This is a genomic window from Sphingomonas sp. YR710 (genome assembly GCF_900101455.1).
In the GTDB taxonomy this organism is placed as follows: Bacteria; Pseudomonadota; Alphaproteobacteria; order Sphingomonadales; family Sphingomonadaceae; genus Rhizorhabdus.
This window is the reverse complement of sequence record NZ_FMZJ01000007.1, coordinates 20,548-39,838: the sequence shown is the minus strand read 5'-3', so window position 1 is coordinate 39,838 and position 19,291 is coordinate 20,548. Positions and strand designations below refer to the sequence as shown.

The following is a 19,291-nucleotide window of genomic DNA, read 5'->3' as shown; positions in this document are numbered from 1 at the left end:
TGCGTTCATGGGTGTTCATGACCGCGGAAACAGAACCTCGCGCAGCCGCCGAACGACGCCTTCACGCCCTTGTATGGGCGTTACCGGCAGGGGCAGGCCTTCCGCCCCCATTTTCATCAAAAGTTCGCCGAAGCTGATATCGCCGAGGGCGCCGCGCACCTGCATGGTGCTCGTCTCGCCTTGCGAATAACGCATTAGGATCTGATGCTGATGAGTTTCAGAAGACATTTCAATACTATAGCATGAATCGCGCATATTGTCACGGATTTGTTGCGCGGATCGTCGGCCTCGACATCCCCATCTTTTTAGCATCCGCCAAAGAAAAGGGATTTATGCACGTGGCACCGTAACCCCGTAACCCAAAATATCGCCGTTTATTTGCCTTTCGCTAATGTGTTAACCATACGACGCGGTGTATTGCGATCTAATAAGCTGCTAAAGGCCATGTCCAAAATCATCGGCAGTTCCTCAGCAAGCATCATAGATTCTTTCGAATAGCCAGATAACTCTCGCATCACAGGGTGGTGCGTTAAATGCATAACCATGTGACGAAGTCGGTTAAATGACGTTTCGATTTCATCTGGTCCGCTGAATCGAATTTCACGATAAGATTCGGTCAAAATCTCCGACAGCCAAGGAAAATCCTCTCGAAGAACTCCGGAAAGGAACAGTAAAATAGTAGGTTTATCGTCTATTTCCGAGGATATAAATCCTATTTCTTTAATAAGAGAGGGGTGTAGTCTTGTTTTTCTTCTGCGAATGTTGCGTTCTTTGTCTGTTGTTTCTGGGTCAAAGTCGCGTATTCTTGAACTAATGCCACGAACACCCGTTACAAGCTCTTCAAGAATCTCATGTGAAGGCCGCTTATGTTTTTCCGAAGGGGCAATGGCCGGAATTTTCGATAGGGTTTCTTGAAGTTGAGGCCAAAGTGTAGGAACCAGTTGATCGACAATTTGCTGAGATGCTGGTTTTTCGGCAACTTTGTTAATTGCCCTTACAACTTCCATGATTCCGGCTTGCTCAACTTTTTGAGCTTGGAATTGAGAGAGCGGTCCACTCAGATCGCTTAACTCAAGGCCAAATAAGAGTGGTATTACTTTTCCATCAAGCATGGATTTTGAAAGCGCTCCAGATTCAAACAAAATCCATTCTGAATTAATATTCTCGGGTGTGATGCAAATGATCCCGAAATTGGCCGATTCTAACTCCCCCGCGATTGCCTGGGCCCAGCGTTCTCCCGCCGAAATATCTTTGTCAGACACCCAAGGCTCGACATATTGGAGCACCATAGGAAGCCATTGACGAAGAGCGTTAGCTAAGTCTTTACTGCGGCTCCCACTCCAACTGATAAAAACCTTCATGTTAATCCCCCGATATTTTTAGGGGATCTATTCTACATTTACATCAGTGGCAACGTACAACAGGTATGGGCTTCGTTGATGCTCCACTCAATCCAAAGGAGTCGTCATAGCGGTCTAGTGCTGCCCCTCCAAAGCGCAAAAGTTCCCGTGCTACCGATCTTGCCATCGTAACCGACCTGATCAATGAAGTGAATTGCCGGGTACCCAGCAAGCTCCGACGCCCGGCACATACGTGGAGTGTGACATGAACACCCGAACGTATAGCAACGTCACCCCGAGGCACTTCGCCACGACCGTCGCGCCGTTCCTCATCGTCGCGCTGGCCGCGCTCGCTGCACGAACCGCGCTTGCCGCAACATATCCCACGATCGCACTGCTCCTCTTCCTCTGGATCGCATCGGACTCGATGGTGCTGGCGCTCGTCGCGCGCGCTCCCGGCCGTCGCCCGGGCTGGCATGCGGTGCTCGGCGCCCTGGCCGCCGCCAGCTTCGCCGTCTGGCTGGGTTCTCCCGCCGCACTTCGGCAGGCGCTCGTCGCCATGCCGGCCATCGCTGTCGGCATGGTCATCATGGTCCTGAGCCATACCGCATGGGCCGCCTTGCGTGCGCGACGCCTATTCCGATCGGCTGGCGTCCCGGCGAACGAGCGGTGGATCGCCGCCGCCTCGGAATTCCTGCCGCCCGCGCTCGTCCGCTTCGCCGCCGCCGAACTGTCGGTGGTGCATATGGCGCTGTTTCGCTGGGGCGGGCCGGCCGATGTGCCGGCCGACGCCCGCGCCTTTGCCTATCACCGGCATCTGGCGCCGATCAGCGCGATCCTGCTCGCTTTGTCGGCTATCGAGGTCGGCGTCTATCATATCTTCGTCGGGCATTGGAGCCGCGCGGCGGCGCTTGTCATGTTCGTGCTCAGCGATGTCGGGCTGATCTACCTCGTCGGGCTCATCAAATCCTTCCGGCTCCGGCCGGTCCTGATCACCCCCGATGGCGTCCGCATCCGGGCCGGCTTCCTGATCGACCAGCGGATACCGCTCGATCGGATTGCCAAGGTCGAGACCAGCTTTGCGGGCGCCGATGTTCGCGATCCCGCCACCCTCAACGCCGCCTTGCTCGCCTGGCCCAACATCCTCCTCCGGCTCAACGCGCCCCAGGCCCGCCGATCCCCCCTGCGGCGGCGGGCGCCTTTTTGCACGGTCGCCCTCCGGCTCGACGATCCGGAGCCGTTCGTGCGGCTCCTGCGCTGGCGGCTTGGCCTGTAAATTTCGAGGACAAGTAGGGAAAGGGTTGCGCCGGCATCCTCTGCGGATATCTGTTGGATGTGCGCCGGCTTCACGTCGCGCAATCGCGCCGGGAGCTGTTGTCGAAATGGAATTGCCGCCCTTCTTGCTGGACCATTGGATGGCATCGCATGAGTTCCGGCCGAACCCGCCCCGATATAATCTCGCATCGAGCACCGGCCCCAGCTGGAGCCTGCGCGATCTGCAGGCGCTCGGCGAAAGCCGCTTCGCGATAGAGGATGTCGCGATCGGCTATGCGCCGCCCGATGGCGGCCGCGAACTGCGCGAAGCGATTGCCGCGCATCATGGTGTCGATCCGGACTGGGTGGTCGTGACGACGGGGGCGTCCGAAGCCTGCTCGATCCTGCTCTGCCTAGCATCGAACGCGGGCGGCAACGTGGTGCTCCCGGCCCCGGCTTTCCCGGCCTTCGCCGCGATGGCGCAGGCCTGGCAGCTGGAGCCGCTTTTCTATCAGCTTCAGCGCGCGCAAAACTATCGGCAGACGGCGAATGCCGTGCTCGAAGCCGTCAATCCCGCGACCGTGCTCGCGCTGGTGAACACGCCGCACAATCCGACCGGCAGTGTCATGGACCGCGCCGAGATCGCGGCGCTCGCCGACAGGCTGGCCGCCCGCGGCGTGCCGCTGATCGTCGATGAAGTCTATCACCCGCTTTATTTCGGCGATCCGCAACCGTCCGCCGCCGATATCGGCAATGTGATCGTGATCAGCGATATGTCGAAGGCGCTGTCGCTCGCGGGTCTGCGGCTCGGCTGGATCATCGATGCCAATCCGGCCCGCCGCAAGCGGATCATCGATGCGCGCAGCTATTTCACGATCAGCAGCTCGCCGATCAACGAGGCGATTGCGGCCTTTGCGCTCCGCAATCGCGGCGCCGTGCTGGCGCGGCTGCAGGACGTGGCATCGGCCAATCTGGCGCAGGTGAAAGGCGTGATAAGCGAGGCGGCCGGCATACTCTCATGGGCCGAGCCGCAGGGCGGCACGATCGCCTTCCCCTGGTTCGATGATAGCCGGAACTGCCGGGGCTTTTGCGAACGGCTGGCCGAAATTGGCCTGCTCATCGTCCCCGGCGACTGCTTCGACCGCCCCGACCATTTCCGCCTCGGTTTTGGTGCGCTGGCAGGGGATTTCGATCAGGCGATGGATATTCTGCGGTCGGCGTTGCGAGCGTGAGGCAGGTGCCGTTGACGTGAGGCGCGCACCTTCCCATGCGCGCTGACATAACCCCTCTCCCGCTTGCGGGAGAGGTTGGGTGAGGGTCTTCTGCTTTCCGTCTCGCGATCCGGATCATGGCCGAAAACAAGAAGAAAGACCCCCCATCCAACCTTCTCCCGCAAGCGGGAGAAGGCGAACGGCAAAGTCACGCCCCCTAATGCAAATGCCGCAGCTTATCCGGATTGCGCATCACATAGATGGCGTTGATCTTGCCGTCGGTGATGTCGAGCGCGGTGGTTTGCAGTTCGCCATCGGCTTCGCGGGTGACGAAGCCGGGCAGCCCGTTGATCAGGGCGGTGCGGACAAGCTGTGAGCCATGTCGGGCGAACAAGACCGCCAGCCCCTTGTGGACCTTCATCACATGGGCGAAGCCGAGGATCGGCTGCGGGGCGGCGGGGCGCTTGCCGCCGCCGTCCGAATGGATGCTGACATCGGCGGCGAGCATAGCGCCCAGCGCGGTCATGTCGCCGCCGCGCGACGCCGCGAAGAAGGCGCCGGCAATCTCGAGCCCGCGCTGCTTCTCGACCGGAAAGCGCGGGCGCGCTTCGCGAACATGGGTGCGGGCGCGCGCCGCGAGCTGGCGGCAGGCGACGGCATCGCGCCGGATCGTCGCCGCCACCTCCTCGAAGCCCAGCCCGAACACGTCGTGCAGAAGGAAGGCGGCGCGCTCGAGCGGTGACAGCCGTTCGAGCGCGAGCATCAGCGGCAAGGTGATATCCTCATCTTCCTCCTCCGCGACGATCGGATCGGGCAGCCACGGGCCGATATAGGTCTCGCGCTGATGGCTGGCCGATTTGAGCCGGTCGAGGCAGAGCCGCGTCACGATCCGGTGGAGGAAGGCGGCGGGCTCGTGCACCGCAGCGCGATCGGCCCCCATCCAGCGGATGAAGGCCTCCTGCACGATGTCCTCGGCATCGGCGACCGAGCCGAGCATGCGATAGGCGATGCGCAGAAGCCGGCGGCGCTGCGGGTGGAAACTCGCCGCCGCACCCGCCGCGTCCGCCGGATCCTCGCGCTCCATCAGGCGGCTTCGGCCGGCTGCGGCGCCTTCGCGGCCTCGGGCTCGATCCACAGGCCGAAGCCGACCGCGAAGCGATTCCAGCCATTGATGACATTGATCATCATCGTGAGTTTCACCTGTTCCTCATCGGTGAAATGGGCGCGCAGCGCTTCGGTGGCCGCCGCCTGCATGTGTCCTTCGGACAGCCGGGTCAACGCTTCGGTCCAGCCGAGAGCGGCACGCTCGCGGTCGGCATAGCATGGCGCATCGCGCCACGCCGAGAGGAGATAGATGCGCTGCTCGCTCTCGCCTTGCTGGCGCGCCTCGGCGGTGTGCATGTTGATGCAATTGGCGCAGCCGTTGATCTGCGACGCGCGGATCTTGACGAGTTCGATCAGGCGCGGCTCGAGGCTGGCGGCGGCGGCGATCGAAACCGCCATCCAGCTTTTCATGAGCGCGGGGGCGGCGGCAAAGAGATCGATTTGGGCAGTCATGGTTCCGGTTCCTTTCGTGGGTTCCGGTGACATGACGAGCCAGGTTCGGCGGGTGTGACATCGGCGGCGAAAAAATCTCGCGATGGGCGCCGCCGACGGAAATTTCGGATGCGGCGTCAGCCCCCCATGGCGAAATAGCCGGTCAGCGCCTCGTTCCACGCCGCATTGAACGCCCGCGAAATCGGGGCATCGGGCGCGCGCCGGTTGAAGCCATGATAGGCGCCAGGCAGTACCAGCAGGCCGGTCGGCACCCCGGCGGCGATCAGGCGCTGCGCATAAGCGATGCTCTCGTCGACGAACAGGTCGAGCCCGCCGACGCCGATCCAGGCTGGCGGCAGCCCGGCGAGATCGGTGGCGCGCGCGGGCGCCGCTTCGGGCGAAATGTCGTCGCCGCCGGGCTCGGTGCCCAGATAGCATTTCCAGCCGAACCGGTTCGATGCGCCCGTCCAGATGAAGCTGCCGATATGGGGGGCGGGGATGCGGCTGCTGCCGGCCCGGTCGTCGATCATCGGATAGACCAGGATCTGCGCGCGGATCGGAAATTCGCCGCGATCGCGCGCCACCAAAGTGAGCTGAGCCGCCAGCCCGGCGCCGGCGCTCTCGCCGAACACCACGATCCGCGCGGCATCGCCGCCCAGCACTTCGGCATTGGCGTGAATCCAGGCGAGCGCCGCATAACTATCGTCGCGCGCGGCCGGAAACGGCGCTTCCGGCGCCAGCCGATAGTCGAGGCAGATGACGATGCAGTCATGAACCCGGGCCACCTCCTGCATGCGCGGTGCCTCGCGCCGCACCGATCCGCCGATATAGCCGCCGCCGTGCAGGAACAGCACGATCGGCCGCGGCGCACCGCGCGCGCCGGCATTCATCACCAGCAGCGGGAGCGGGGGTGCACCGCCGGGTCCGGGGATGCTGATCTCGGCGATGTCAGGGTGCAGCGGCAGGCTGTCTTCGGGTGGCGCTGGCGGCCGCCCTTTGCGCCACAGCCGTTCGAAATCGATCGTGGTCGCCCCGACATCTGGCGCGGCCATCCGCAATCCCGGATCGATCAGCATCGTGTAATCGCCATCGGGCGCGTTCGGATTCATGGCGATGTCCCTCTTCATGTGCGGCGGCTTTCCGATGAGCGGCTTCGGCGCGGCCTAACATCGCGTTTCGGGTCGCGTCCAGTTCGAAGGGGGGGCTCACAATATGATCCTATAATGTGATCCTCGCCCGCAACGGGGTGGATTTTCGCGAGCCGCGCAAAGCGCCGCTATACCCCGCCCTCATCTCTCTGCTTTGACATTTCCGTCGCCGCGATTAGAGCGGCGGCCATGTCCAGCAAGCCCCGCACCCTCTACGAAAAGATCTGGGACGCGCATGTCGTCGAACGTCGCGACGACGGCACCTGCCTGATCTATATCGATCGCCATCTGGTCCATGAAGTGACGAGCCCGCAGGCCTTCGAAGGTCTCCGCGTCGCCGGGCGCACCGTGCGCCGGCCCGATCTCACGCTCGCCGTGCCCGATCACAATTTGCCGACCACGCCGCGCAAGGATGTCGACGGCAAACGCCTGCCGATCGCCGATCGCGAATCCGCGCAGCAGCTCGCCGCGCTGGAGAAGAATGCTCCGTCATTCGGCATCCGCTATATCGATGCGGTCGCGCCCGAACAGGGCATCGTCCATGTCGTCGGCCCCGAACAGGGCTTCTCGCTGCCCGGTACGACGATCGTGTGCGGCGACAGCCACACCTCGGCGCATGGCGGCATGGGTGCACTGGCGTTCGGCATCGGCACGTCCGAGGTCGAGCATGTGCTGGCGACGCAGACCCTGCTGCTGACCCCGTCGAAAACGATGGAAGTCCGCGTCGAAGGCGTGCTGGGGGCGGCTGTGACGCCCAAGGATGTCGTGCTCGCGATCATCGGCCGGATCGGCGCGGCCGGCGGCACCGGTTTTGTCATCGAATATACCGGCAACGTCTTCCGCGAAATGTCGGTCGAGGGCCGGCTGACCGTGTGCAACATGTCGATCGAGGGCGGCGCGCGTGCCGGCCTGGTCGCGCCCGACGAGACCACCTTCGCTTATCTGAAGGGCCGCCCGATGGCGCCGCAGGGCGCCGATTGGGACAGAGCGGTGGCGTGGTGGAAGAGCCTCGCCACCGATCCGGGCGCGCAATATGACAAGGTCGTCACGATCGATGCGTCGACGATCGCGCCGTCCTTGACCTGGGGCACCAGCCCCGAGGATGTCGTGGCGATCACCGGGGTCGTGCCCGATCCGATGAGCTTCGCCGATCCCTCCAAGCAGGTCGCCGCGCAGAAATCGCTTGATTATATGGGGCTGACGCCGGGCATGCGGATGCAGGATGTGCCCGTGGAGCATGTCTTCATCGGCAGCTGCACCAACAGCCGGATCGAGGATCTGCGCGCGGCTGCCGTCGTCGCCAAGGGGCGCCATGTCGCCCCGAACGTGCGGCAGGCCCTGGTCGTGCCGGGCTCGGGGCTGGTGAAGGCCCAGGCCGAGGCCGAGGGATTGGACAAGATCTTCATCGAGGCCGGCTTCGAATGGCGCGAGCCCGGCTGTTCGATGTGCCTCGCGATGAACCCGGACAAGGTGCCGCCGGGCGAGCGCTGCGCCTCGACCTCGAACCGCAATTTCGTCGGCCGGCAGGGGCCGGGCGCGCGCACGCATCTGCTGTCGCCGGCGATGGCGGCGGCGGCGGCGGTCACCGGCCATCTCGCCGATGTTCGCGAACTGGTGGAGGTCGCCTGATGGACGCCGTGAAACAGGTCGAGGGCCGCGCCTTTCCGCTCGCGCTCAAGAATATCGACACCGACGTGATCATCCCCGCGCATTATCTCAAGACGATCACGCGCACCGGCCTCGGCAAGGGCGCGTTCGAGACGATCCGCGCACAGCCGGGCAATGTGTTCGACGATCCCGAATATGCCGGCGCGAAGATCATCGTCGCAGGCGACAATTTCGGTTGCGGATCGAGCCGCGAACATGCCGCCTGGGCTTTGCTCGACATGGGCGTCACCGCAGTGATCGCGCCGAGCTTTTCGGACATCTTCTCAGGCAATGCGTTCAAGAACGGCATCGTCACCGTCGTCCTGCCGCAGGAAGCGGTCGACCGGCTGGTCGAGGTCGCGAAGACCGATCCGATCACCGTCGATCTCGAACATCAGGTGGTGACGACCCCGTTCCAGGATCGCTTCGCCTTCGAAATCGATCCGTTCCGCAAGCATTGCCTGATGAACGGCCTCGACGAGGTCGGCATGACGATGGCGCGCGACAATGCGATTTCGGCGTTCGAAGCCCGCATGAAGGCCGATCGCCCCTGGCTGTGAGAGTCTGTTTGGCGGGCGTGAAAGCGGGCAAAAACGTCGGCGGCGCCCGTTGCGCCTTGGGCCGCGCATGCTTATCTGAACAGCGAAGCGACCAGCAGGGGACGGTATGACGACTTTCAACGAACGCGAACAGGCTTTCGAAAGCAAGTTCGCCCATGATCAGGAAATGGCGTTCCGCGTCACCGCCCGCCGCAATCGCCTGGTCGGCCAATGGGCGGCTGCCCTGATGGGGCTCACCCCCGAGGAAACCGATAGCTATGCCAAATCGGTGGTTCAGGCCGATTTCGAGGAAGCCGGCGACGAGGATGTGATCCGCAAGCTGCTCGGCGATATCACCTCGGCGGGTGTCGAAATCGACGATGCCAGCATCCGTGCGGCGCTGGAATCGAAGACGGTCGAGGCGCGCCGGCAGCTGATGGAAGCCAAATAATGGCGATGGCGGCGGACGAGATCGAGGCGATGATCCGGGCGGCCTTGCCCGATGCCACGATCGAGATCACCGATCTGGCCGGCGACGGCGATCATTATGCCGCGCGCGTGGTAAGCGAGGCCTTTCGCGGCCTGAACCGCGTGAAGCAGCAACGGCTCGTTTATGATGCGCTGGGCGGCCGCATGGGCGGCGTCCTGCACGCGCTCCAGCTTACCACTGCCGTTCCGAATACAGGAGTTTGATTATGACCGACGACGTCCAGGCGCGGATCGCATCCGCGGTCAATTCGGCCGATGTGCTTTTGTTCATGAAGGGCACGCCCTTGTTCCCGCAATGCGGCTTCTCCAGCCGCGCGATCTCCATCCTCGATCATCTCGGCGTCCAATATGCGACGGTCGACGTCCTCCAGGATCAGGGCATCCGCCAGGGCATCAAGGAATTTTCCGACTGGCCGACGATCCCGCAGCTTTATGTGAAGGGCGAATTCGTCGGCGGTTCGGACATCATGATGGAAATGTACGAAGCCGGCGAACTCGCCGACCTGATGGAAGAAAAAGGCGTCGCGCAGAGCTGAGCGGCGCCTTCTAGCCTTGAGCCCTCTCCCGCTTGCGGGAGAGGGTTGGGTGAGGGTCTTCTTTCTTCTATAACTTACACCCGTGCCACCCGTCCGCCGCCAGATCAGCCCGTTCGCCACCCCGCTGCGTCGCGACATGACCGATGTCGAACGCAAGCTGTGGTACGCCCTGCGCAACCGCGAACTCGCCGGCTTCAAGTTTCGCCGCCAGGCCACGATCGGCAGCTATGTGGTCGATTTCCTCTGCGCCGAAGCAAATCTCGTCGTCGAACTGGACGGCGGCCAGCATGACGCGGCGGCGGATGCCGCGCGAACGGCATATATCGAAGCGCGGGGTTATCGCGTCATACGGTTCTGGAACATAGACGTAAACGAGAGCTTCAATGGGGTGCTGCAAGCAATCGCCGATGCGGCTGCGGAAGGCAGAAGAAGAAGACCCTCATCCAACCTTCTCCCGCAAGCGGGAGAAGGCTAAAATTCTTCCCCCCTTCACATGCATCGCCCCGGATGCCACATGCACGCCATGACCGATCAACGCCCCGGCATCGCGCAGACGCAGCACCCGCTCGTGCGGCGCGTCCTCGCGCCCAATCCGTCGGCCTTCACCTACAAGGGCACGCAGACCTATCTGGTGGGCACGCGCGAGGTCGCGGTGATCGATCCCGGCCCGGACATGCCCGCGCATATCGATGCGATCGTCGCGGCGATCGGCGATGCGAAGCTCAAGGCGATCGTCTGCACGCACACCCACCGCGATCACAGCCCCGCCGCGGCCGAGCTGAAGGCGCGCACCGGCGCCCCGATCATCGGCTGTGCGCCGCCGGTGGCGATCGACGATGCCGGCCCGCGCGCCGATGCCTCGTTCGATCGCAGCTACACGCCCGATGATGTGATGACCGACGGCCGCACCCTCACCGGCGACGGCTGGACGCTCGAGGCGATCGATACGCCGGGCCATACCTCCAACCATGTCTGCTATGCGCTGCCGGAGGCGCAGGCCGTCTTCACCGGCGATCATGTGATGGGCTGGTCGACGACGGTGATCGCGCCGCCCGATGGCGATATGGCCGCTTATATGGCCAGCCTCGATCGGCTGATGAACCGCCCGCAGGACGTGATCTATCATCCCGCCCATGGCGAGCCGATCGAACGCCCGCACCGCTTCGTGCGCGGGCTGATCGGCCACCGCAAGCAGCGCGAGGGGCAGATCTTGCGCCTGCTCGAAAAGAACACCGGCCACATCCCGGCGATGGTCGCGCAGATGTATGCCGGCGTCGACGCGCGCCTGCACGATGCGGCGGGCCTGTCGGTGCTCGCGCATCTGATCGATCTGCGCTTGCGCGGGATCGTGCGGCAGGACAGGGATCAATGGAGTCTGGCGGCCTGATCGCCGGATGAGGAGACTATCATGAACGCCATCGTCGAAAACCTGATCGGGCTCGATCTGCGCGCCGAAATCGATCGGCTGCGCAAGGAGCGTAACGCCGTGATCCTCGCCCATTATTATCAGGCGCCGGAGATCCAGGATCTCGCCGATTTCGTCGGTGACAGCCTCGATCTCTCCCGGAAAGCCGCCGCCACCGATGCCGATGTCATCGCCTTTTGCGGCGTGCGCTTCATGGCCGAGGTGGCGAAGATCCTCTCGCCCGAAAAGACCGTGATCCTGCCCGATATGGATGCCGGCTGCAGCCTGGAGGACAGTTGCCCGCCCGATCAGTTCGCGGCGTTCCGCGCGGCGCACCCCGATCATCTCGCGCTCACCTACATCAATTGCTCGGCGGCGGTGAAGGCGCATAGCGACATCATCGTCACCTCCTCCTCGGCCGAAACCATCCTGTCGCAGCTCCCCGCCGACCAGAAGATCATCTTCGCCCCCGATCGCCACCTCGGCGGCTATTTCGCGCGCAAGACCGGGCGCGATATGCTGCTGTGGGAGGGAAGCTGCATCGTCCACGAGGCCTTCTCGGAGACCGAGCTGCTGAAACTCAAGGCAGAGTATCCGGGCGCCCCGGTCGCCGCCCACCCCGAATGCCCGGTCCACATCCTCGATCACGCCGATTATGTCGGCTCGACCCGCGGGATTTTGGACTATGTGCTGGCATCGGACAGCGACCTCTTCATCATCGCCACCGAACCGCACATCATCCACCAGATGGAAAAGGCCGCCCCGCACAAGACCTTCATCGGCGCGCCGGGCGCGGACGGCAACTGCAACTGCAATGCCTGCCCGTACATGGCAATGAACACGCTGGAGAAATTGTACCTCGCGCTGCGCGACCTGACGCCGCAGATCGAGGTGGACGAGCCGACGCGGGTGGCGGCGAAGCGGTCGCTTGATCGGATGCTGGAGATGACCGGCGGGGTGAGCGGGCCGGATGTGGGAAGGCCGAAGTTGTAGGGCGGGGCAACCTCGTGGCCGACGTTTCAGACCGGAGCGGTGCCATTGGCGTAGCCTAGAAAGCAGACACTACCGGCACAGCGCGGCACGTTTTGCGCCGACATGTGGATGTTCCGCCGGTTGGACCAGAGGCGGTTCCCCGAACTCGATCGAGATACAAACCTGGAGACAAATGAAGAGCCAAGGCGTAAGCGTCCTTCAATCCGTTTGCTTGCAGGAAGTTGAGCTTTAAGGCCTTCAAAACGAATAAATTGATGTGGGTGGACGTTTGCCAATGAATGATGATGGCTGGAATAGCTGAGGCCCTTGCCCGGAACGAGCGGAACCTAACGGTTCGCCGGCAGCTGGGAGCATTCTATACACCACCTCGCCTCAGCAGGCTTTTGGCTGATTGGGCAATTAATACTTCTGCGGACACCGTGCTCGAGCCGAGTTTTGGCGGCTGCGGGTTTTTAGAGGCTGCACGCGATGCCTTAATTGCGCTTGGCTGTGCGATGCCGTCCGAATCGATCTACGGCTGCGACATCGATCCCATCGCTTTTGATCATCTCGCTGAGGTATTCGGTTCGCCGGTCGATACGAGCGGCTTCGTTTTGGGTGACTTTCTCGATCGTCAGAACGAAGCTCAATGGCCTGCCAAATTCTCCGCCATATTGGCCAACCCGCCATATATCCCGCACCATAAAATTGATCGCGGCAAACTCAAAAAGCTGGCTGCCGAGCCCGGTGTGGTCTCCGACATTGGAGGCAGAAGCAGCCTTTGGGCCTACTTCATCTCGCACTCGCTGTCCTATCTGGCGTTGGGCGGACGGATGGCTTGGGTATTGCCTGGCGCCTTTTTGCAAGCCGACTACGCGGCGCCCATCCGTCTTCATATTGCCGAGCATTTTAGGCGAAGCTTGGCAATCGTGATTCGTGAGCGGATCTTTCTGACCGAAGGCACGGACGAGGAGACAGTCGTGCTTTTGGCGGATGGTTATGGCGACAAAGAGGTGGGTCGAAAAAGTGAGCTTGGTGAAGCACGGACCGTCGATGATTTGGCTGCCTTGATACCCCAATGGGATGGGGGCGAATGGCGGGGCATTACTACGGCCATATGCCCTGCGATGTTGAGTATGGACGAGTTGGCGATCACGTCATTCGATGCGCTCAAGGCGAAGCCCGTCGCCACGACATTGGGAGCGGTCGCCCGCGTACAAATCGGGATTGTCACTGGAGATAATGATTTTTTCATCCTCTCGCAGGAAGGTGCGCGCGCCGCCGGCCTTGAAGAAGCCGACTGTACGCCAGTGCTTGCAAAATTCCGCGCGACAAAGGGATTGTCATTCAAACGGGCGGACATGGCGGAATATCTTGAGGGTGGGGGGCGTGCGCTTCTCATCGACTCTAGTTGCAGTCCGGACAACCAACGCGTTCGGGACTATTTGGCAAGTTTCGACGTCGAGCGACGCGCCAAAATTTCAACCTTCAAGAAAAGAACGATCTGGTCAGCTCCCAACGATGGAAACTGCCCGCACGCATTTTTACCGGTGATGCACCATGAAGGGCCAAGATTGGTTCTGAATGACCTGAATTGCGTGAGCACGAACACCGTTCACAGAGTGTTCTTCCACGCTGATGTCACTGAAAATATTCAAAGGCTGGCTAGCATCAGCATGCTGACTTCTTTTTCTCAGATATCGGCGGAACTGGTTGGTCGCCGATATGGATCTGGTGTTCTCAAGCATGAGCCTCGGGACGCGGAGCGCATCGACCTCCTTCTGCCAAAAATGAAGCCAGAGATGTTGGACCAGGCGGTAACAGCGATCGATAAGGCGCTGCGTGAAGGAGGGCAGGCTGAAGCCATGAAATTAGCCGACAAGCTCATCTTCACTGCTTGCGGTATCGCTGTTGGGCGAACATCCAAACTGTTTCGAGACGCGCTGCAAAGCATGCGTTTGCGCAGACGGCCAGAAAGACGCAAACTGCCCTAGACGCGAGGGTGCCAACTATCCGTCCACATTTGACCGAGGGCGGTAGAATGGCTGGCGTTCAGATAGGACTGCATCTGCTTGATATAGGTCGTGTAACATAGCTTTTGGAAGGTTTGTATGCTGTCGCACCAAGCGGTGTCGTAGCGCAGGTCCTTTTCCCATCGTTCCGTAAAGAAATTCGCGGCGACTATTTCGCATAACAATCCGACGTCCAAGGGTGGGTGACACCAGCGCGGCTCTTTCAACACAGCGTCAAATGTGCGATTCTCCGCATTGTGTCCGCCATATTGGAGATGAAATAGGGGGCCATCCTGTACGTTGCCTGTTGAGTTGGCGCGGTCGACGTGCCAGCGGGCAACTGGATGATTATTGAGATCATGGAGTTCGACCGCTATGACGAGTGAAGAAAAAGGCGGAAATATTGCGTGATTTTGGTCGACAACCAGATCAGCGATTATGGTCGGACGAATATCATTTCCGTTCTTATCGAGGCACCAGTCGAACTGGACTTCGGCACCACGGTTGATTTTGAGCGACCACGTCCGAGCAGTGCGAGCCATCCCAATGCGTCGGGCTTCTTCTGAGAGTGTGCTGTATCCTAAGTCCGTTATAATTTTCGCATCGAGGAGTTTGGTGGCGATTGAGCGCAGCGCAGTTGCGGCATCTTCAGCAGCAAGTGTCACGCCGCACCACTAACTTTAGGAGGGCGTTTGAGACCGAGCACGCGGGTAGCTACACGCTGGTCCGTTTCGTCAATGAGAAGTGGAGGCGTTTGAGCCTTGTACCGATCGGTCTGAACGCAATTCCAGCAGATCCTCTTTCGCAGAGCATATCGAGGTAGATGAGGATCAAAGGCCGTTACAGAATGTGATATATCGGTGCCTAGGCGACACGAGGCGCATGCCATGGCGACGAGTTGATCAACCGAACCGTCCCATGTCGAGGCAGCTGGAGCTAAGGGAGCTTCCAAAGCGACCGACAGTGCTTCTGCACGTTGTGCCGCGGTGAGCGACGTGATCCGGGTCCCCAGAATTTGCTCGCCCCAGGCGACGAGCTTGTGCGTCCACCACCGCCGGCCTCCGCCTGCAAAGACGCCCTTATATGAGGCGTCGCCTTCGATACGGCCTGCAATGCCTTGAAAAGATGGTTCTTCGATGCCGAGCCTAGCAGCGGCATCGCTATCGTCGATAAGGAGCCCGGGTCGCAAAATGAGGTTGCGCAAAATGACGCGGGCCAGAATATGAGGGGCAGCCGCAGACTTTGCCGCAACCTGGAGTTCTTGGTGGTCGAGCAAAGGTTTATCATCTGCCGCTAGGCCAAGCAGAGACGCGAGGTCGTAATTTCCGTTTACGGCCGCCAACAGTTGGTACCCTTTTGCGAGGGAAATAACCTCTGCCCGAACTTGAGCTCGATTGTTCAGAATGAACCGCTTACCATAGACCCTATCAAACAAATCGTGGGCGGTTTTGTCGGGTCGGTACAGAGCATCAAGTTGTGGCTCGTTTGAGACCAGTACAATCGGGAAATCTTTTGTTGGAAGGTCGATGGCATCGTCACGTAGCTTCTGTGCTAACACGCTGGCCTTGTACGTGTCTGCGGGATCCATTTCTCCCGGATCCTCATCGAGGCGATAGTCGAGCGCTACGATTGAAGGTTGCGCTGAGAATATGGTCTTGGCAAGCTGGGTAAGTGGCCCTGTCTTTCTGCCCTCGAAGACCAGAACACCTCGCGTGGTCAGCATTTTTGCGTAGCTAAGATCTTCATCGTCGATAAAGAAGCCGTTTAACATCTCTTAGCCACCTTATTTTTTTGCAAGAACGCTGAATTCAAGGCGGCAGGTGTAGCCGTTGGTCGGTACCGCAACTGCAACACTACCTCCATAGCTTTCGGCGATATCTGAAACGATTTTCAGGCCAAGGCCTGTGCCGGGGCCGGTTACACCATCGTCTTCGGTCCCCATTGTCGTCGTGAAGAAAGGCATGAATATTCGCTCTTCATTCTCCGGAGGTATTCCTACGCCGTTATCCTCAAAGCCCACGATAATTAGGTCGCCGATAAGGCGGGCGTCGATGCTGACATGACGTTCGGAGACCTTCGCTTTCTTCATCGATTTTATGGAGTTCGTCAGAAAATTCAGCAGTACAGAGTCGAATTCACTAGCATGCATTGGCGCCGTACGCAGGTGTGATTCATCGACTCGGACATGGAATATGATATTTTGTTTAGTCATATATTCAGAAAACTGACGCTCAAACCTTTCGATCGCTCCCTTTACTGACAATTCCTGTAGTGCACGGCTTTCCGTGCTGGACATCAGGCCTGCGATATAGCCGCCTATATCGAAAAGGCGGTCGGAGGCGATCTGAAGCTCATCGAACTGAGCCTCGATCTCCTGTCTGAGCGCCCCGTCGGGCATCTCATCGATCAGATCTTTAAGCAACATAAGATCTGTGCCCAAGGCACCCTGCGCGCCCTTTACCTCATGGCCGAAAACGCTGATGGAAAGCCCAAGGGATGCGAGGATCCTTAGCATCTCACCGTATTCTAGTGCTGAGGCTCGTTCTTCTTCTACGTGCTTCTCATAGGCCTCGACCGCGTCCTGGACTTCCAGAAATTGAATTTTACTTATGATGGGTTCCGACGCTGTCGGTTCGGGCTTGTTCTCTATAATGCGCTTTATGAGTTCCGAGGGCCTGTTGACTTCACGGACAAAACCACGTTCGCCGGCTGTGCGCTTGCGATTTCGCGCGGATGCTATTCTCAGCGTACTCCATTCCAGCGCCCAGCGCGCGAAAGCGCGCAGTTCATCAAAAGCTTCGTTTTCAAGTAATCCTTCCCGGCTGCTGGTTTCTTCAAAAAGTGGGTTTTTGTCCGTGTCGAGAAGAACCTGGCCAAAGAAATTGCGGTTATTTGCTGGTATCAGGAGGTTTCTGCGGGAAACATCTTCGTCAAGCCGGAGCCAGTCGTCTCTCTGTTCACCATAGGGGAGGACGCGAAATCCGTTCCGGTAAATGCGCATGCCGCCGAAATTACGCCCCATATTGGCCGCGACGGCCATGTTCATACCCGACAAGGTATCTCGCTGGTAGATGAAATAGCTTGCTTCCAGATCGACCGGACCGGTCAGCGTATATTTCTTTTCCACTTTGGTTTCGTCATTGACAGACAGCTTATCTGAAAAAACCTTCACAACGGCGCTTCCATCTGCATCTATGGACGCAGTAATTTTTGCGAGAGCCTGCGATAGAAAACTTCTTTCTAGGGAAAATAGCTCGACCTTTTCTTCTTTTGATGTGCCATTAATATTTACCCTGAAGCCAGGGTCGATATTCGTCGCCTGGGTAACGGGTGAAGCTGCCCCTGATACCAGCAAAGACTGCGCTATGAATGGTGGTTGTAACAGAATGACCGAACGCCAGACACGCTCGATGGCCGGAGTCGGCCATGCGTCTCGAAGCCGGCAAATTTCAAGGCGGGTTCCGTGATCATCCGGCGCTTTTGCGAAGCGTTCGATCCGGTTGAAGACGTCGTGCAAATCGCTGCCCACGATAAAGTCTGTGTCCCATTGAAACCGCACGCGGAACCCGAAGGGAAGGCCACGCGGCCTCGTCTCGAACATCAGTTCTTCGCCAAGGCGTTGGACCGAAAAGCGTCCGATACCCTTTTTCCCGGCCCGTATGCGGTCGAAAATGGGTGATCGCGGTTCAACCGATTTTGCATCCGTCGAAATTCGCATCCACGAGCTTCGGATGACCGCATCGGTCATACCGCTGCCATCATCCTCGATGACCAGCGTGCCGCCCTTTGCATTCTGGCTCTCAAAAGTCAGAAGGACTTCGGTCGCATCGGCATCAAAGGCGTTTTTGATTAGTTCAGAAACGGCCGTCTCTTGACGACCGACCAACTGCTCGCCCAGCCTCTGAATATGGGCGGCGTCCACTGAAAATCGAACGGCATCAGGATCGCTGTCAACGACCTCTCGGCCAGCATTCTCGATAACCCGCCAGTCTGGATTATCTTTCTCTAGCTCAGCCGATATCTGCGCCCTGAGTTCCTCGACGCGCTGGCTTGCCTTCTGATCGATCACGCATTTGGCCCACTAAATTGCTGCTTCGCTTACTCGATAGACGTATTTTCGCAGGTGAAAAACAACCTCTTTGCAGGGCAACAAAAAAGTCTGCTCACGTGGATAGAGTTGAGTTTTTTGGCACGAATTTCGGGGTCATCATGCATAAATTAGGTCAAAGGGGGTTGGCCGCGAGCACCGCAACCTAACGGCTTGCCGCCGTGATGACTCTGCTGACCGTCGCTTAGGAGATCTCAAGCGTCTCGGTCAGCACCGACGTTTTATCGCTCGAATCGAGCGCGCCGACCTCCCATTTGACCGGCCACGCATTCGCGAAGCTCCAGGTGACCAGTACCTCCCCCGCCGGCCCGAGCAGGAAGACGTTCAGCGTCTCCGTCTTGATAGCCGTGCCCAATGTCGATCCCACCGTCTGCGCGGCCCAGTCGGCGAGCGGAGAGCCCAACGTCACGTAGCCGCGCTTGAGGATGAGGTTGGAATGTTTTGTGACGCCCGGAAGCTGATGGACATAGCTGCTCGTGCCGCCTTCGCGGACATCTTCGATATCGATCCTGGGATCGATTCCGGAAACCTCCTGGAACGCGGCGTCGATGTTCGCCGGCGGTGCCGTCGAAGCCCCGGAAGCGATGGCCACCGAGAAGGCAAAGGCGGGCGGCGGATAATAGGCACTCGCCACCGCCTATGATCCCCCGAGTGCGATGGTCATCGTCTCGAACGCCACCTCGATGCTTTCTACCGCGACCTCGTTGCCGTCCGATTTCAGATCGGTGCCGGTCACTTTGGTCGGAAAGGCGTTGTTGAGCTGCCACCGATAGGGTGCGGCGCCGGTCTGATCCAACAGGCTCACGACGATATTGGATCGCGCGATGCGGTTCATCCGGATCGATTCGAACCAGGTCCACAGCAGCGGACCGGCGACGAAGATGCCCTTCTTCATCGTCACATTGCCGACCCTGGCGTGCCCCGGCATCTGGACGGGCGAAAAGATGGAGCTCTTGCGGGCGCGATCGTCGATCACCTGGCCTTTGGTCTCAAGACCGGTGACCTCCTGGAAGACCGGATGGCCGGGCATGCCGGTGACCGAGAAACTGAATCTCGGCAATGGCCATGGGGTTTCCTGCTTTTCACCGGCCATG

The 19,291-nt window shown here is 60.1% G+C and carries 21 protein-coding genes; 11 read left to right on the top strand and 10 right to left on the bottom strand.

The genetic code is table 11. The features are described from left to right. Positions 1-15: 15 nt before the first annotated feature. Both BLS13_RS20865 and BLS13_RS09935 read right to left on the bottom strand, forming a co-directional pair. Positions 16-165, bottom strand: a complete 150-nt coding sequence (locus BLS13_RS20865; RefSeq protein ID WP_218123262.1) for a hypothetical protein — start codon at positions 163-165, stop codon at positions 16-18. Between the two features lie 209 nt (positions 166-374). After that, positions 375-1,361 carry a toll/interleukin-1 receptor domain-containing protein gene (locus BLS13_RS09935; RefSeq protein WP_093451781.1) on the bottom strand — a complete coding sequence of 329 codons (987 nt, stop codon included), beginning with the start codon at positions 1,359-1,361 and terminating at the stop codon, positions 375-377. Positions 1,362-1,605: 244 nt separating this feature from the next. Between BLS13_RS09935 and BLS13_RS09930 the strand changes: the two genes are divergently transcribed. Together BLS13_RS09930 and BLS13_RS09925 are read left to right on the top strand one after the other, a co-directional pair. Further along, entirely contained in the window at positions 1,606-2,616 is a 1,011-nt protein-coding gene (locus tag BLS13_RS09930; RefSeq protein ID WP_093451779.1) for a hypothetical protein, read from the top strand. Positions 2,617-2,755: 139 nt separating this feature from the next. Further along, positions 2,756-3,826, top strand: coding sequence for a pyridoxal phosphate-dependent aminotransferase (locus tag BLS13_RS09925; protein WP_256325798.1), 1,071 nt, complete (start codon positions 2,756-2,758; stop codon positions 3,824-3,826). Positions 3,827-4,022: 196 nt separating this feature from the next. On the opposite strand, the gene BLS13_RS09920 is transcribed toward BLS13_RS09925, so the two are convergent. The 3 genes from BLS13_RS09920 to BLS13_RS09910 form a co-directional block, all read right to left on the bottom strand. Continuing rightward, positions 4,023-4,889 (bottom strand): sigma-70 family RNA polymerase sigma factor, encoded by an 867-nt coding sequence (locus BLS13_RS09920; protein ID WP_093451776.1) that lies wholly within the window; start codon positions 4,887-4,889, stop codon positions 4,023-4,025. Then, positions 4,889-5,362, bottom strand: a complete 474-nt coding sequence (locus tag BLS13_RS09915) for a carboxymuconolactone decarboxylase family protein (protein ID WP_093451774.1) — start codon at positions 5,360-5,362, stop codon at positions 4,889-4,891. The genes BLS13_RS09920 and BLS13_RS09915 overlap by 1 nt, the downstream gene beginning before the upstream one ends. A gap of 116 nt (positions 5,363-5,478) precedes the next feature. Next, a complete protein-coding gene (locus tag BLS13_RS09910; RefSeq protein WP_093451773.1) occupies positions 5,479-6,468 on the bottom strand; it encodes an alpha/beta hydrolase in 990 nt (329 codons plus the stop codon). Positions 6,469-6,678: 210 nt separating this feature from the next. Between BLS13_RS09910 and leuC the strand changes: the two genes are divergently transcribed. The 9 genes from leuC to BLS13_RS09865 all read left to right on the top strand — a co-directional run bounded on the left by leuC (position 6,679) and on the right by BLS13_RS09865 (position 14,071). Then, the gene (leuC, locus tag BLS13_RS09905) at positions 6,679-8,118 is read left to right on the top strand and encodes a 3-isopropylmalate dehydratase large subunit (protein ID WP_093451771.1); all 1,440 of its coding nucleotides are present in this window, start codon (positions 6,679-6,681) and stop codon (positions 8,116-8,118) included. After that, positions 8,118-8,696: a 3-isopropylmalate dehydratase small subunit gene (gene leuD, locus BLS13_RS09900; protein WP_093451770.1), complete on the top strand. Its 579-nt coding sequence runs from the start codon at positions 8,118-8,120 to the stop codon at positions 8,694-8,696. Before leuC ends, leuD begins: the two co-directional genes overlap by 1 nt. Before the next feature lie 106 nt (positions 8,697-8,802). Further along, a complete protein-coding gene (locus tag BLS13_RS09895; RefSeq protein ID WP_093451769.1) occupies positions 8,803-9,126 on the top strand; it encodes a DUF1476 domain-containing protein in 324 nt (107 codons plus the stop codon). Continuing rightward, positions 9,126-9,368 (top strand): BolA family protein, encoded by a 243-nt coding sequence (locus tag BLS13_RS09890; RefSeq protein WP_037526284.1) that lies wholly within the window; start codon positions 9,126-9,128, stop codon positions 9,366-9,368. The genes BLS13_RS09895 and BLS13_RS09890 overlap by 1 nt, the downstream gene beginning before the upstream one ends. A gap of 2 nt (positions 9,369-9,370) precedes the next feature. Further along, positions 9,371-9,700, top strand: coding sequence for a Grx4 family monothiol glutaredoxin (grxD, locus tag BLS13_RS09885; protein ID WP_037526389.1), 330 nt, complete (start codon positions 9,371-9,373; stop codon positions 9,698-9,700). 82 nt (positions 9,701-9,782) lie between these two features. Next, positions 9,783-10,175 (top strand): endonuclease domain-containing protein, encoded by a 393-nt coding sequence (locus BLS13_RS09880; RefSeq protein WP_093451767.1) that lies wholly within the window; start codon positions 9,783-9,785, stop codon positions 10,173-10,175. A gap of 39 nt (positions 10,176-10,214) precedes the next feature. Next, the gene (locus BLS13_RS09875) at positions 10,215-11,087 is read left to right on the top strand and encodes an MBL fold metallo-hydrolase (RefSeq protein ID WP_371128200.1); all 873 of its coding nucleotides are present in this window, start codon (positions 10,215-10,217) and stop codon (positions 11,085-11,087) included. 21 nt (positions 11,088-11,108) lie between these two features. After that, the gene (gene nadA / locus BLS13_RS09870) at positions 11,109-12,098 is read left to right on the top strand and encodes a quinolinate synthase NadA (RefSeq protein ID WP_093451765.1); all 990 of its coding nucleotides are present in this window, start codon (positions 11,109-11,111) and stop codon (positions 12,096-12,098) included. Between the two features lie 278 nt (positions 12,099-12,376). After that, a complete protein-coding gene (locus BLS13_RS09865) occupies positions 12,377-14,071 on the top strand; it encodes an N-6 DNA methylase (RefSeq protein WP_093451764.1) in 1,695 nt (564 codons plus the stop codon). Here BLS13_RS09865 and BLS13_RS20335 read toward each other — a convergent pair. The 5 genes from BLS13_RS20335 to BLS13_RS09840 form a co-directional block, all read right to left on the bottom strand. After that, positions 14,068-14,754 carry a hypothetical protein gene (locus tag BLS13_RS20335; protein WP_143011926.1) on the bottom strand — a complete coding sequence of 229 codons (687 nt, stop codon included), beginning with the start codon at positions 14,752-14,754 and terminating at the stop codon, positions 14,068-14,070. The genes BLS13_RS09865 and BLS13_RS20335 overlap by 4 nt on opposite strands. Beyond that, positions 14,751-15,860: a hypothetical protein gene (locus BLS13_RS09855; RefSeq protein ID WP_093451761.1), complete on the bottom strand. Its 1,110-nt coding sequence runs from the start codon at positions 15,858-15,860 to the stop codon at positions 14,751-14,753. The genes BLS13_RS20335 and BLS13_RS09855 overlap by 4 nt, the downstream gene beginning before the upstream one ends. A gap of 12 nt (positions 15,861-15,872) precedes the next feature. After that, positions 15,873-18,158, bottom strand: a complete 2,286-nt coding sequence (locus BLS13_RS09850; RefSeq protein ID WP_093451760.1) for a sensor histidine kinase — start codon at positions 18,156-18,158, stop codon at positions 15,873-15,875. Positions 18,159-18,381: 223 nt separating this feature from the next. Further along, the gene (locus tag BLS13_RS09845) at positions 18,382-18,831 is read right to left on the bottom strand and encodes a phage tail protein (RefSeq protein ID WP_093451758.1); all 450 of its coding nucleotides are present in this window, start codon (positions 18,829-18,831) and stop codon (positions 18,382-18,384) included. Positions 18,832-18,834: 3 nt separating this feature from the next. Further along, positions 18,835-19,290 carry a phage tail protein gene (locus BLS13_RS09840; RefSeq protein WP_093451757.1) on the bottom strand — a complete coding sequence of 152 codons (456 nt, stop codon included), beginning with the start codon at positions 19,288-19,290 and terminating at the stop codon, positions 18,835-18,837. Position 19,291 lies beyond the last annotated feature (1 nt).